Genomic DNA, 12,782 nt, shown 5'->3' on the forward strand with positions numbered 1-12,782 from the left:
GCGGTACTTCATGCAGCGCGTCTGTTTCCTGCTCAAGGTCCGAAAGGACCGGATCACCGAGTACCGCGAACGCCACGCCGCCGTGTGGCCGGAGATGCGTGCGGCGCTCTCCGCCACCGGCTGGCACAACTACTCCCTCTTCCTGCGCGACGACGGCCTGCTCGTCGGCTACCTGGAGACCGATGACCTCGGCGCCGCCCTGGCCGGCATGGAGGCCACCGAGGTCAACGCCCGCTGGCAGGCCGAGATGGCCCCCTTCTTCGAGTCCCTCGACGGATCCCGCCCCGACGAGGCGATGAAGCCGCTCACCGAGGTCTTCCACCTCGCCTGACGCCCCCTTCCCGGAGCCGCTCATGAAAAGACGCACCGCGCTCGCCACGGCCGTCCTGGCCGCCGTGGCGACGCCGGGCATCGCGCGGGCCGCCGATCCCGGCCCCTCCGTCAGCAGGATGAGCACGACCCTGCTCGACTCCCGGGCCGTCTATTTCGTCTCCTACGACGGCCTGGTCAACAACAACTCGTTCCAGAAGAACGGCCTGCTGACGTACAGGGGCTACCAGTACGCCGCGTGGTACACCGCCACCGGCAACGCGGTCGTCGCCCGCCGGGCCGCCGGAGCGGGCACCTGGTCGACCGTCACCCTTTCGCACGTCCTCAAGGCGAGCGACTCCCACAACGTCGTCTCCATGGGCGTCTCCCAGGCGGACGGCCGCCTGCACCTCACCATGGACTCCCACAGCGACGGCTTCTTCTACGTGAAGTCGGTCGCCGGCCTCCTCGACAACCCGGCGTCCACGCCTTGGAGTCCGCCCGTCCTCGGACCCGTCCGGACCTCCCTCGACGGCCTCGCGCTCACCTCGCAGTTCACCTATCCGCAGTTCGTCTCCACCCCCGAGGGCAGGCTCCAGCTCAGCTACCGGGCCGGTGTCTCCGGCGACGGCCGCAACGCCCTGGCGGAGTACGACGGTTCGTCCTGGACGGCCCTGGGGGAGTGGTCCGGCTCCACCGGCACCTACACCAGCTCGCACGGCTCCAGCACCGCCCGCAACATGTACCTGCACGGCATCGACTACGACACGGGCGGGCGGCTGCACTCCTTCTTCACCTGGCGCGAGCAGAACGCCGCCGTGATGTGCAGCAGCGGTGGCATCACCAACCACGACACCGGCTACGTCTACTCCACCGACCGCGGCCGCACCTGGCGCAACGACGCGGGGACCCTCGTCGGCACCACGGGCACCCCGGACACCGTCTCCGTCACCGACCCGGGACTGGTCGTCGACCCCCTCGGTCCCGACCACTCCCTGATGAACCAGGAGAGCCAGTGGACCGACTCCGCCGGCCTCCCGCACGCGATCATCAGCTACGTCCCCGGCCGCTTCGGCCGGTGCACCACCGACTACGTCGCCGACCGCACCGCGCACGGCCGCGCGTTCCACCTCCGCAAGAACTCCTCCGGCAGCTGGACCAAGACCGAGATCCCGGTCCCCCTGGACTCCAGCCAGCGCACCAAGCTGATCCTCGACAAGTACGACAACGCCTATGCGGTCCTCCCCCACGGCCGTGTCGCCGGCGCCTCCAGGTCCTCCGGCCACACCGACTGGACCCTCCTCTTCGACGGCGGCGGCCTCAACGCCTTCGGCGAGGTCGTGATCGACGAGATGCGCGCCAGGTCGGACAACGTGCTGTCGTTCATGTACCAGGAGAAGTCCACCGGTACGACGCCCTCGGCGCTGCACGTCGTGGAGTTCTCCCTGCCTGCATGAGCGGACCGTCAAAGGGGACGGTGACGGTAATGTGAGGATCCGCCCGCCGCCCCTCGTCATCCCTGGAGGTCTGAGATCCGATGGCCCAGTCGGTGGGTATCAAGGACGTCGCCCGCGCCGCCGGAGTGTCGGTGGGCACGGTGTCGAACGTCATCAACCGCCCGGACACGGTCGCCAGCGAGACACGGGCGCGGGTGCAGTCCGCGATCGACCGGCTCGGCTATGTCCGCAGCGAGTCCGCGCGGCAGCTGCGCGCGGGCCGCAGCCGGATCATGGGCCTGCTCGTGCTCGACATGGGCAACCCGTTCTTCGTGGACGTGGCCCGTGGCGCCGAGCGGGCGGCCCGCGAGGCGGGGCTCGGTGTGATGGTGTGCAACAGCGCCCAGAACGCCGCAGAAGAGGCCGATTACCTGGCGCTCTTCGCCGAGCAGCGGGTGCGCGGCGTGCTGCTGACCCCGGCCGACGCCACCGGCCGCAACATCGAGACCTTCCGCCGGCACGGCATCCCGTTCGTGCTGGTCGACCGGGTCGCCGAGGGCACCACCGAGTGCTCGGTGTCCGTGGACGACGTGGCCGGCGGCGCGCTCGCGGTCCGCCATCTGGTGGACGCCGGGCACCGCTCCATCGCCTATGTCAGCGGACCGCCCGGACTCAACCAGGTACGCGACCGCCGTACCGGCGCCCTGAACGCCCTGGCCGAGGCCGGACTCGGCCCCGAGGCGCTGCGCGAGCTGCCCACCGAACGCCTCGACGTGTCCGCCGGCCGCGACGCCGGCGCCCGCCTGCTGGGCCTCGCCGACCGGCCCACCGCCGTGTTCTGCGCCAACGACCTGCTCGCCCTGGGCGTCCTGCAGGCCCTGTACGCGGCCGGCGTCAGCGTCCCCGACGACCTCGCCATCGTCGGCTACGACGACATCGAGTTCGCGGCGGCCGCCGCCGTACCGCTGACCTCCGTACGGCAGCCCGCCGTCACCATGGGCGCCCTCGCCGCCGAGCTGCTGCTGGAGGAGACCGAACAGGGGGAGGGCGAGCGGACCCACGAGCACCGCAGGGTGGTGCTCCAGCCGGAGCTGGTGGTGCGCCGCTCCAGCCTCGCCGCACGCTGAGCGCCGCGCGCCGCCCGGGGAGCCGGACACTGACCGGAAATTCAGTAACAATCCATGATCCCCGGGCTCGGCGCGGGGCCGGTCGTGTGCTGAACTGGGACCTGTCCGTCCCGTCCGTCTCGTCCGTCCCGGGAGACCCGTTGAGCATCAGCTACCGCCAGCCCGGTGTCATCCTCACCGACCGCCGTTTCACCGTGCCCCTCGACCACGCCGCCCCGGACGGCGAGACGATCGAGCTGTACGCCCGTGAGGCCGTCGCGAGCGACAAGGCCGGGCAGGAGCTGCCGTGGCTGCTGTACCTCCAGGGTGGTCCCGGCTTCGGGGCGAATCGTTTCGTCGGACGTCAGGCCTGGCTCGACCGGGCGCTGAAGGACTACCGCGTCCTGCTGCTCGACCAGCGCGGCACCGGCAGTTCCACACCGGCCTCCCGGCAGACGCTCCCGCTGCGCGGCGGCCCGGCCGAGCAGGCGGACTACCTCACCCGTTTCCGCGCCGACTCCATCGTCCGGGACTGCGAGGCGATCCGCCCGCAGGTCACCGGCGGCGCCCCCTGGACCGTGCTCGGCCAGAGCTTCGGCGGATTCTGCACGGTGTCGTACCTCTCCCTCGCCCCCGAGGGCCTGGACACCGCCGTCATCACCGGAGGCCTGCCCTCCCTGCACGCTCACGCCGACGACGTCTACCGCGCGGCCTACCCGCGCATCGAACGCAAGGTCACCGCGCACTACGCCCGCTACCCCCAGGACGTCGAGCGGGCCCGCCGTATCGCCGACCACCTGCTGACCCACGAGGTGAGCCTCCCGAACGGCTACCGCTTCACGGTCGAGGCCTTCCAGTCCCTCGGCCTGATGCTCGGTACGAGCGAGGGCAGCCACCGGCTGCACCACCTCCTGGAGGACGCCTTCGTGCGCACACCGGGCGGCCCGGAACTGTCCGACGCCTTCCAGGAACAGGCCCAGTCCCTGCTGTCGTACGCCGCCCACCCCCTCTACGCGCTCGTCCACGAGTCGATCTACGGCCAGGGCACCCGCCCCACGGCCTGGTCCGCCGAGCGAGTCCGCGCCGAGTTCCCGCAGTTCGACGCGGCCAAGGCCCTCGCCGGCGACACCCCGGTGCTGTTCACCGGCGAGACGGTCCACCCCTGGATGTTCGAGGCGGACCCGGCCCTGCGCCCGCTGCGCGAGACGGCCGACCTGCTCGCCGCCCGCACCGACTGGCAGCCCCTCTACGACCCCGCCCGCCTCGCCGCCAACGAGGTCCCGGTCGTGGCGGCCGTCTACCACGACGACATGTACGTCGACACCGCACACGCGCTGGAGACCGCACGCGCGATCCGCGGCCTGCGCACCTGGGTCACCAACGAGTTCGAGCACGACGGCCTGCGCGCGGGGGCGCCGCGAGTCCTGGACCGGCTGTTGGGGATGGCACGGGACGAGGTGTGAGGCAGCGCCCGAAGGGACGCGGGCGTGCGCCGCAACTAGTCTGCAGCCCATGACCGAGCCGACGAATGCCCGACTCCAGCCCATGCCGGAGGACTGGCAGCGCGGCCCGGCCGTGGTGGCGCACCCCGACGACCTGGAATACGGGTGCTCCGCGGCGGTCGCCGCCTGGACCGACGCCGACCGCGAGGTCGCCTACGTCCTCGCGACCCGCGGCGAGGCGGGCATCGACACCCTCGACCCCGCCGTCTGCGGCCCGCTGCGCGAACGCGAGCAGCGGGGCCAGTGCGGCCGCCGTGGGTGGGTGTCGGCTCGGTCGAGTTCCTCGACCACCGCGACGGGGTGATCGAGTACGGGCTCGCGCTGCGCCGCGACATCGCCGCCGCGATCCGCCGCCGCCGTCCCGAACTCGTCCTCACCCTCAACCACCGCGACACCTGGGGCGAGGCGGACGCCGGCAACCGGTGGATCTTCCCGGAACTCACCGAGCAGGGACTCCAACCCTGGGGCGGCGTCCGCTGGGTGGCGGTCGCCGGCTCCGGCCGGCCCACCCACGCGGTCGACGCGGGGCCCGGCCTGGAGCGCGCGGTGCGCTCCCTGCTGGAACACCGCTCCTACATCGAGGCCCTGACCGACGAGGACCCGGAAACGTACGTCCGCACCTTCCTGACCACCAACGCCAGGACGACCGGTGAACGCTTCGGCGGCACACCGGCGGTGGCCTTCGAGGTGTTCGGACGATGAGTTCTACCTGCGAGGCCTGCACACCTCGGTGCTGGGCGACCGCTTGCCCTGCGGCGTGTACGTGATGCTCCTGGCGTCCGTGTTGAAGCGCAGCTGCACCGTGCCGTCGTCGTAGGCCCCGCCGGGCGACAGGATCCGCTGGACGACATGGCCGGTGCCGGCCACGACGATCGCGCGGTGCCGGTAGAGCAGCACGAATGTGGTGTCGACGCGCGTGAGACAGATCGGGAGTCCGGCGCTGGACGCCGGTATGGGTTCGCCGACCCTGAAGGACGGTGACGGCGACGGACTCGCAGCGGCCGTGGACGGGGCGGCGCCGAACAGGAGCTGGACGGTGAGCGCGGCACCGCTCATCGCGGCGGCAAGGGCGAACTGGGGCCTGGCGGTCATGAGCGACTCCTTTGCCGGAACGTCCGGGTACCGGAAGGTCTCCACCCACGACTGAAGGCCTTCCGGTACGGGGAGGCGATCCCACGTGGGCCGAACGGGTGAACTCGGGCCCGTCCGGTGGTCCTGGACCGTGCACCGGTGGTGGTGCAGCGGTCCGTGAGCGACCATGCGCCAAGCGGCCCGCGGTGGCCGGGACCCGGCTGCCCGCTTCAGTCACCCGCCCGGTGCACCGGACAACCGGCGGCCGACCGGGCGATCCGCTGGGGGCTCCGGGACAGGGCGTCGTGCGCCTGCGGGCTCGTCGTGGCCCCTCCCGCCTCCGCGGCGGCAGCCGCATGGCCGGCACTGCCCTGCGCCCCTTCGGGGCGCCTGCACCGCTCCAAGCCCAGTCGCAGCCCCTCCGGCATCACCGTCAGCCGTTCGGTGACGGTCAGCCGGTAGGCCGGGTCGGGCAGCAGGTCGTAGCGGCGCAGCAGGAGGCCGAGGACCAGGGTGGCCTCGTGCAGGGCGAACTGGCGGCCGATGCACGCCCGCGCGCCGGTGCCGAACGGCTTGAAGGTGTGCGGGGGACGAGACCGTACGGCCGCCGCCTCGAAGCGGTCCGGGTCGAATCGCTCGGCGTCCTCGCCCCAGACCTCGGGGTCGCGGTGCAGCATCGGTGTCAGCACCAGCGCCCACGCGCCCCGGAGCATCGGGTGCTCCTCGGCGAGCACGGTGTCCTGCCGGGCCTCCCGGGCGAAGGCGGGGGCGGTCGGCCACAGCCGCAGGGACTCGTCCAGCACCCGGCGGACGTAGCGCAGCTTGGCCACCTGGTCGTAGCCGGGGCGTGCGTCCTCGCCCCAGACGCGGTCCACCTCGGCGCGGGCCCGGGCGGCGATCCCGGGGTGCCGGGCGAGGTAGTACAGGGCGAAGGAGAGCGCGCCCGAGGTGGTCTCGTGGCCCGCGACCAGGAACGTGATCACCTGCCTGCGGACGTTCTCCGCCGACAGCTTCTCGCCCGTTTCCGGATGCGCCGTCTCCAGCATCCGGTCCAGCAGGTCACCGTCCCCGCGACCCGACCGGCGCCGCTCCGCGACCAGGTCGTCGACGGTTCTGTTCAGGTGGGCCATGTCGGCCGCGTTGCGCCGGGCGGCGGTGCGCAGCAGCAGTGGGGCGAGCGGCCCGGGCACGCCGTTGAGGCGCTGGGCGTAGGTGAGCGTGCCGACCATCGCGGTGACGAAGGGATGCGGGCGGTCCCGCTCGAAGGAGCCGAAGTCGTGCCCGAACCCGGTCCGCGCGATCGTCTCCAGGGTCAGCTTGGTCATGTCCCCGGGCACGTCCACCGTGCGCCCGGCCGCCGCCTCACGGTCCCAGTGAGCGGTCAGGCGTTCCGCGACTGCCAGCATCATCCCGTGGTAGCCCTCCATGGCCTCCCGGCTGAAGCCGGGCGCCAGGACGTCGTGCGCGAGCTGCCAGTTGGGCTCGTGGTTGTAGGCGGTGAACAGGCCGTCCCCGGCGACCGGCCGCAGATTGGCCACGCCGAGACCGACGTGCTTGGCGAACCGGGACTCGTCGGCCAGGTCCGCGGCGAGCCGCGCGCCCCACACGAACACGAACTCCTTGCCGAAGGCCCGCCGCCGGAAGATCGGACCCAGGTCGCGCCCGAAGCGCATGGAGTCCTGTACCGGCCTGCGCCGGTCGGCGCCGAGCACATCGCCGAGCAGCGGCACCCGGCGCGGCGGATGCGGAATGCGGTGCAGCTCGGGCCAGCCCAGTTCGGCGCTCCGGAAACCCTTGGGCAGCCCCGTCTGCGTCGTCTGCGTCCTCTGCGTCGTCTCCGCCATGACGCCGATCTCCCTTGATCCAGCGGACCGTTGAACCTGCGAGTGAAGCTGTGGCGCGCGCCGTGTTGTACGTGGGTTCAATAACCTGTTTCAGTCTGGTCCGCTTGTTGAACCCGCGTCAAGTAAAGTGACGTCATGCCCGCGAACCAGGGGGAGCGCGCCCGGCGCAGACTCAGCACCGAGGAGCGGCGTGCGCAGCTGCTGTCCGTCGGCGCGAAGCTGTTCTCGGAGAGCCCCTACGACGACGTGTGGATCGAGCAGGTCGCCGAGATCGCCGGGGTCTCCCGCGGACTGCTGTACCACTACTTCCCGACCAAGCGGGACTTCTTCGCGGCGGTCGTCGACCGCGAGAGCGAGCGGATGCTGCGCATGACGGCGGCCGTGCCCGGCGTGCCGGTGCGCGAGCAGCTCGCCGCCGGCCTCGACACCTACCTCGGTTACGTGCAGGCCCACGCCCACGGCTTCCGTGCCTTCCACCGTGCCGACGCGGCCGGCGACCAGGCCGTCCGCCGGGTCTACCAGCGGGCCCTGGCCGCCCAGGAGCAGCAGATCCTCGCCGCGCTGGCCGCCGATCCCGAGTTCGGCCCCGTCTACGAGAGCGCCCCGCATGTCCGCCTGGCCGTGCGCGGCTGGCTCGCCTTCACCACCGCCGTCTGCCTGGAGTGGCTGCGCGACGGCGAGTTGACCCGCGAGCAGGTGCGGGACCTGTGCGCGCGGGCGCTGCTGGGTGTCATCACCTGACCATCACCCGACCACGGCCCGACCGCCCGCACTGGTCCTTTCCGGCGCCGGGATGCGGTTGGCGTGCGCCCGGATCTCCGATAGGTTAGGCAAGGCTTACCTAAGGAGGTCTCGGATGGGTGACACGCAGGACTGGACGGCCGCACCCGGCGCCGCGGAACGGGCACGGTCGGTGCTGGCCGTCGCCTGGTCGTGCGCGGTGACCGCGGACGGCGCCCGTGAGGAGTACGTCGGCGCGCACACCGTGACCGACGACGGCGCCGTACGCCTGACGGTGCCCGACGACAGCGCCCTGCTGACCGCGGCCATCTGCGCCCCCCGCCAGGAACCCTCCGCCGTACTCGAGTTCGCCGACGTGGCCCCCGTACCGGTACGCGGCCGGATCCGGGCCCGGCTCCACCTCGCCGGCTGGTTCGCACCGGACCGCGGCACCCTGCTGTTCCGGCCCACGCGGGCGGTGCTGCGGCGGTCCTCCGGGACCGTGGTGGTCGACCCGGACGAGTACGCCGCCGCCCGGCCCGACCCGCTCGCCGAGGCCGAGGCCCGGCTCCTGACCCACCTCGCCGACGCCCACCCGGACGCCGTCGAGCGGCTGACCCGCCTGGTGCGGCCGGAGAGCCTGCACGCCGCGACCCGCGTGCTGCCCCTCGCCGTCGACCGGCACGGACTGACCCTGCGCATCGAGCGCACCCGCGCCCACGGCGACGTACGGCTGCCCTTCCACACGCCCGCCGACGACGTCGCCCAGCTCACCGAGCGCATGCACGCCCTGCTGGTCCAGGCCACCGCCGCCGCCTGCCCCCGCGCGCGAGGGCCTGTCCCGCGGCTCAAGCCGCAGGGAGGCAGCGGTGCCTGACCGGCCGGCGTGAGCGGGTTCCGGAGCCTGCGGATGTGCGTGCCGGACCCCGCCTCTGCGGCATGATCCGCCGGACGGGCCCCTACAGCGGCAGCGCGCAGACGGCGACCGGTGAGGCGAACGGCTCGCCGGCCGACCGGAGTTCACCGCTGTCCGCGTCGACGTGGAAGACGGTGACCGTCCCCGAGCGCTGGTTCGCCGCGAACAGCAGTCCGCCGTCCGGCGAGAGAGCGATCTGCCGCGGGAAGTCCCCGCCCACCGGCACCGTGCCGAGCAGCCGCAGCCGGGCGCCGTCGGCCTCGATCGCGTACCGCGCGAGGCTGTTGTCGCCCCGGTTGGCCAGGAACGCGTACCCTCCGTTCGCCGTCACGACGAACTGTGCCGGGTAGTTGGTGCCGCCGCCCGACCCCGTGGACTGCGGCTCGCCGATGGTCAGCCGGCCGGAGGCCGGGTCGTAGCCGCATACGGTGACCGTGTCGTCCACTTCGTTGGCCAGATAGGCGTACCGGCCGCCGGGATGGAAGGTCAGATGGCGCGGTCCGGCACCGGGCCGGGTGTGCGCCTGTGCCACCTCCGTCAGTGTGCCGTTCGCCTGGTCCAGACGGTAGCTGTAGACGGTGTCGGTGCCGAGGTCGACCGCGAGGACGTGGCCGCCGTCGGGGCTGGTGACGAACTGGTGGGCGTGCGGCCCCTGTTGACCCGAGTCGGGAGGCGGCGCGGTGTGCGTGACCAGGTCGGTGCGCTCGCCCAGGGCGCCGGAGGAGTCGACCGGATGCACGGCGACGCTGCCCGACCCGTAGTTGGCGCTCAGCAGCCAGCGTCCGGAGGGATGCACCGACAGATGACAGGGGCCCGCACCGCCCGTGCCGCGGGTGCCGAGAACCCGCCGGCCGGCGAGGCGTACGGCCGTCACGCCGCCGTCCTGGCGCTCGTCGACCGCGTACAGCGTGCGGCCGTCCGGGTGCACGGCCAGGTACGACGGGTCGGGGACACCGGCGAGGGTGCCGGAGGTGGTGATCCGGCCGGTCGCCGGGTCGTAGGAGGCCAGCCCGATGCCGGTGCCGCCGCCGTCGGCCGAGGTGTAGGTGCCCACGTACAGCGGACGCGGACCGGAGGGCCCACGGGGTGGTGGGGCGGGCCTGGGATCGTCCGCCGCGGCCCGGGTGCCGGCCGGCGGGGCCGCCGGGGACGGCACCGTCACCACGGCCGCCGTGCCCGCCACGGCTCCGACGAACCGGCGCCTGCTCCAGCGTCCGTTCACCGGCTCGTCGTCCGTGTCCATGCAGCACCTCAGGTCGTCGGTGGCCCCGGTCGTGACAGCCACCTTGGCCCCTGCCGACGGCAAAGGGCAAGCACGGCAACAGGTGTTGCGCGCCGTGCAACGCGATCTACCAGTCGCCGTCCTCGACCGGCTTGCCCGGCGCGTCCTTCAGCGGGGTCACCTGGCCGGCGGACGGCGCCTGCCACGGGTCCAGGTCGTCCCCGAGCCACTCGCCGACCGGCTTGACCGCCCCCAGGGCGTCCGTGGGGGCCAGATCCCCGGCATCGGCGTCGTAGTAGTCGTACCAGGGCAGCCCCGCCCGGGTGTACGCCGCCCGGTCGACCGGGGACGGCGGGGGCGCCTCGCCGGTGATGCGCCGCCACTCCGGCGGCGTGACCAGATGCACGAACACCCGCCCTGCGGGCTCCTCGGACCAGTCCGTCGGCGGCCGCTCGTCCCGGTACACCTCCTGACGCATCGAGCCGCCGACACCCAGACCCATGGCGGCGCCCCGAGGCGCCCCACCCGGGGCCGCGGGAGGCGGCATCGCACCGGGCGCGGACGCCATCATCGGCGCGCCGTACCCGCCCGTCGGCCCGGCTGCCAGGGCCCTGCGCCGTGCCTCCTCCCGCTCCCGCTCACGGCGCCGCCACTCGGACAGCAGCGGCTCCCGCAGCGGGAACGACTGCAGCTGCACGCCGCCCCACACCTCCTCGCCGGTGACCTGCCCCTCCACCGTCGCACCGAGACCGAGCGGTACGGCGACGAACTGGCGGACCGTGCCCTTGCCGGAGTTGATGCCGTCCAGCCAGGGCTGCCGGGGCAGTACCACGTAGTTCTGCGGATCCCGGGCGAGCCGGTCGCTCCAGGGCCGGCCGGACACCGCGCACACCTTGCCGACCCCGACCTGGAGCGCCGCCGGCTCCCTCGTGCCGGAGAAGCTCAGCCACATCGCCTCGCGCAGATACACCGGCAGCATCACACCACCGCGCGCCCGCCACTCGGCCGGGACCGTGTCGGGGTGGTCCGAGACCCGCCGGACGGGGAACTCGCCCAGCCCGGGAGGCAGCGGATGCGTGCCCGACTCCGGCAGCCGCAGCGTGCGGATGAACCGCACCGCCACCCCGCCCGGCAACCGCAGTGTGTTCCCGTCGATCCGCACCCCTGAACCGGCCATCCGGTCGCCCCCTCGCATCCGTGCCGGCCGCTCCGGCACCCCTCGAACTCCGTCGTCGTGCCGGATACCCCGGCACCCCTCGAACCCGTCGTGCCGGCTACCCCGGCACCCGGCGCGCCGAGCCTCGCCCGGCACTCTCCCTCACCAGGAACGCTCACCGAACCCCGCACGGTTCCGCCACAGCTCCTCCTGTACCCCGAGCCGTTCGCGCATCCGGCTCATCCGGGGCAGCTTCGCCCGCTGCCTCCGGGAGACCCGGTCCAGCTCCTCGAACAGGCGCCGGGTGCGGTGCTCGGTGTTCAGCTCGTCGATGATCCGCGTCGTCTCGGTCAGCACGGCCCCGAACAGCTGCCAGTTCGCCCAGTCCTTGCCGATCTCCTCCCGGAGCAGCTCGGCCAGCCGGTCCCGGGTGCCGGCCGCCGTGTGCAGCTCGGCGGACAGACGGGCCTCCGCCGACTCGGCGTTCTCGCTCAGGTGGGTGGTGACCAGGACCGCGAAGCTGACCACCGCGTCGGCGATCTCCGACAGCAGCTGTTCGACGGTCGCCCCCACCCGGGGCGGGAACAGCTCCTCGGCCCCGCGGGCCTTGGCCAGGTCCGTGAAGGTACGGGCCAGCACCCGCAGCACCACCGTGCAGATCTCCAGCGCGTCCAGACCGGTCCGCAGCACCACCCGGTGCAGCAGCCCCTCCTTGACCCGCGGATTGAGCCGCAGGCTGTCCTCCGCCTGCCTGAGCGACGCGTCCACCCGGGTGATGTGCTGGTCCAGCCCGCGTGCCTCGTGCAGCCGCTCGGCCGCCCGCTCCCAGGTGATCCGGCCGGCGGCCTCCTCACCCATCCGCAGCATCAACTGCCGTACCCGGCGTGCCTGGTCCTCGATCGAGCGGCCCGCCTCGTCCACCCACACCGGGGGCGGGAGCAGCAGATTGCAGGCCGTGCCGACGACCGCGCCGATCAGCGTCTCCACGATGCGCGCCCAGGCGGTGAACCCGACGGTGGTGACGCCGAGGACCAGCATGGCGCTGATCGCCACCTCGGCCACGTACTCGTCGACCCGCACCAGATGCCCGACGGCCAGCGAGGCCACGATCAGCAGGGCGAGGCTCCACCAGGTCAGCCCCACCAGCACGCTGAAGGCGATCGCCACCAGCACGCCGGCGACCACCGAGTTCACCCGGCGGATGCCGTTGGTGAGGGTGGCGTAGAAGGTCACCTGGACGACCAGCAGCGCGGTCAGCGGCGCGGTCAGCGGGGCCGGCTCGGGGCTCAGCCGCAGGGCGATGACGTAGGCGATCGTCGCAGCCGTCGCCGACCGCAGCGTCTGGACGACCACCGGCTGCCGGCGACGCTCCAGCAGACGCCGCAGTCCCGTGGTCCACTTCCGTACGTCGTGCATTGCTTGGCCTGTTCCCGTTCCTCGGCCGCATCGAACGTCCCTCGTTGCGGACCGAACCTGTCCGCAAGGGTTCGTACAGTGATT

11 protein-coding genes and 1 pseudogene are annotated in these 12,782 nt (G+C 72.8%); 7 read left to right on the forward strand and 5 right to left on the reverse strand.

All coding sequences use genetic code 11. From position 1 onward, the window contains the following. Positions 1 to 10 precede the first annotated feature (10 nt). The 5 genes and pseudogenes from LMU33_RS29640 (at position 11) to LMU33_RS29660 (ending at position 5,055) form a co-directional block, all read left to right on the forward strand. Complete coding sequence (locus LMU33_RS29640; protein WP_228623699.1) at positions 11 to 331, forward strand: L-rhamnose mutarotase; 321 nt, start codon at positions 11 to 13, stop codon at positions 329 to 331. Positions 332 to 353: 22 nt separating this feature from the next. Further along, positions 354 to 1,766 (forward strand): BNR repeat-containing protein, encoded by a 1,413-nt coding sequence (locus LMU33_RS29645; RefSeq protein WP_228623700.1) that lies wholly within the window; start codon positions 354 to 356, stop codon positions 1,764 to 1,766. 80 nt (positions 1,767 to 1,846) lie between these two features. Next, complete coding sequence (locus LMU33_RS29650) at positions 1,847 to 2,872, forward strand: LacI family DNA-binding transcriptional regulator (RefSeq protein WP_228623701.1); 1,026 nt, start codon at positions 1,847 to 1,849, stop codon at positions 2,870 to 2,872. A 140-nt stretch (positions 2,873 to 3,012) separates the two neighbouring features. Continuing rightward, positions 3,013 to 4,314: an alpha/beta fold hydrolase gene (locus LMU33_RS29655; RefSeq protein WP_228623702.1), complete on the forward strand. Its 1,302-nt coding sequence runs from the start codon at positions 3,013 to 3,015 to the stop codon at positions 4,312 to 4,314. Positions 4,315 to 4,363: 49 nt separating this feature from the next. Next, positions 4,364 to 5,055, forward strand: a pseudogene (locus LMU33_RS29660) (PIG-L deacetylase family protein). A 3-nt stretch (positions 5,056 to 5,058) separates the two neighbouring features. Here the strand turns inward: LMU33_RS29660 and LMU33_RS29665 are convergent. Both LMU33_RS29665 and LMU33_RS29670 read right to left on the reverse strand, forming a co-directional pair. Beyond that, positions 5,059 to 5,445, reverse strand: a complete 387-nt coding sequence (locus LMU33_RS29665) for a hypothetical protein (RefSeq protein ID WP_228623703.1) — start codon at positions 5,443 to 5,445, stop codon at positions 5,059 to 5,061. Positions 5,446 to 5,654: 209 nt separating this feature from the next. Further along, positions 5,655 to 7,268, reverse strand: coding sequence for a cytochrome P450 (locus tag LMU33_RS29670; RefSeq protein WP_228623704.1), 1,614 nt, complete (start codon positions 7,266 to 7,268; stop codon positions 5,655 to 5,657). A gap of 135 nt (positions 7,269 to 7,403) precedes the next feature. Between LMU33_RS29670 and LMU33_RS29675 the strand changes: the two genes are divergently transcribed. Both LMU33_RS29675 and LMU33_RS29680 read left to right on the forward strand, forming a co-directional pair. After that, positions 7,404 to 8,009, forward strand: a complete 606-nt coding sequence (locus tag LMU33_RS29675; protein WP_228623705.1) for a TetR/AcrR family transcriptional regulator — start codon at positions 7,404 to 7,406, stop codon at positions 8,007 to 8,009. Positions 8,010 to 8,124: 115 nt separating this feature from the next. Next, entirely contained in the window at positions 8,125 to 8,865 is a 741-nt protein-coding gene (locus LMU33_RS29680) for a DUF2470 domain-containing protein (RefSeq protein WP_228623706.1), read from the forward strand. Between the two features lie 82 nt (positions 8,866 to 8,947). Here LMU33_RS29680 and LMU33_RS29685 read toward each other — a convergent pair whose 3' ends face one another. From LMU33_RS29685 to LMU33_RS29695, 3 genes are all read right to left on the reverse strand, one after another. Further along, complete coding sequence (locus LMU33_RS29685) at positions 8,948 to 10,147, reverse strand: lactonase family protein (protein ID WP_228623707.1); 1,200 nt, start codon at positions 10,145 to 10,147, stop codon at positions 8,948 to 8,950. A gap of 106 nt (positions 10,148 to 10,253) precedes the next feature. Next, the gene (locus LMU33_RS29690) at positions 10,254 to 11,303 is read right to left on the reverse strand and encodes a hypothetical protein (RefSeq protein WP_228623708.1); all 1,050 of its coding nucleotides are present in this window, start codon (positions 11,301 to 11,303) and stop codon (positions 10,254 to 10,256) included. A gap of 141 nt (positions 11,304 to 11,444) precedes the next feature. Continuing rightward, entirely contained in the window at positions 11,445 to 12,698 is a 1,254-nt protein-coding gene (locus LMU33_RS29695; RefSeq protein ID WP_228623709.1) for an FUSC family protein, read from the reverse strand. Between the last annotated feature and the right edge of the window lie 84 nt (positions 12,699 to 12,782).

The sequence above is a fragment of the Streptomyces barringtoniae genome, from assembly GCF_020819595.1.
In the GTDB taxonomy this organism is placed as follows: domain Bacteria; phylum Actinomycetota; class Actinomycetes; order Streptomycetales; family Streptomycetaceae; genus Streptomyces; species Streptomyces barringtoniae.

Excerpts from the sequence above, each read along its gene's own strand:
- LMU33_RS29665 (WP_228623703.1), bottom strand. The coding sequence starts at position 5,445 with ATGACCGCCAGGCCCCAGTTCGCCCTTGCCGCCGCGATGAGCGGTGCC.
- LMU33_RS29670 (WP_228623704.1), bottom strand. The coding sequence starts at position 7,268 with ATGGCGGAGACGACGCAGAGGACGCAGACGACGCAGACGGGGCTGCCC.
- LMU33_RS29695 (WP_228623709.1), bottom strand. The coding sequence starts at position 12,698 with ATGCACGACGTACGGAAGTGGACCACGGGACTGCGGCGTCTGCTGGAG.
- LMU33_RS29685 (WP_228623707.1), bottom strand. The coding sequence starts at position 10,147 with ATGGACACGGACGACGAGCCGGTGAACGGACGCTGGAGCAGGCGCCGG.
- LMU33_RS29680 (WP_228623706.1), top strand. The coding sequence starts at position 8,125 with ATGGGTGACACGCAGGACTGGACGGCCGCACCCGGCGCCGCGGAACGG.
- LMU33_RS29650 (WP_228623701.1), top strand. The coding sequence starts at position 1,847 with ATGGCCCAGTCGGTGGGTATCAAGGACGTCGCCCGCGCCGCCGGAGTG.
- LMU33_RS29690 (WP_228623708.1), bottom strand. The coding sequence starts at position 11,303 with ATGGCCGGTTCAGGGGTGCGGATCGACGGGAACACACTGCGGTTGCCG.
- LMU33_RS29640 (WP_228623699.1), top strand. The coding sequence starts at position 11 with ATGCAGCGCGTCTGTTTCCTGCTCAAGGTCCGAAAGGACCGGATCACC.
- LMU33_RS29645 (WP_228623700.1), top strand. The coding sequence starts at position 354 with ATGAAAAGACGCACCGCGCTCGCCACGGCCGTCCTGGCCGCCGTGGCG.
- LMU33_RS29675 (WP_228623705.1), top strand. The coding sequence starts at position 7,404 with ATGCCCGCGAACCAGGGGGAGCGCGCCCGGCGCAGACTCAGCACCGAG.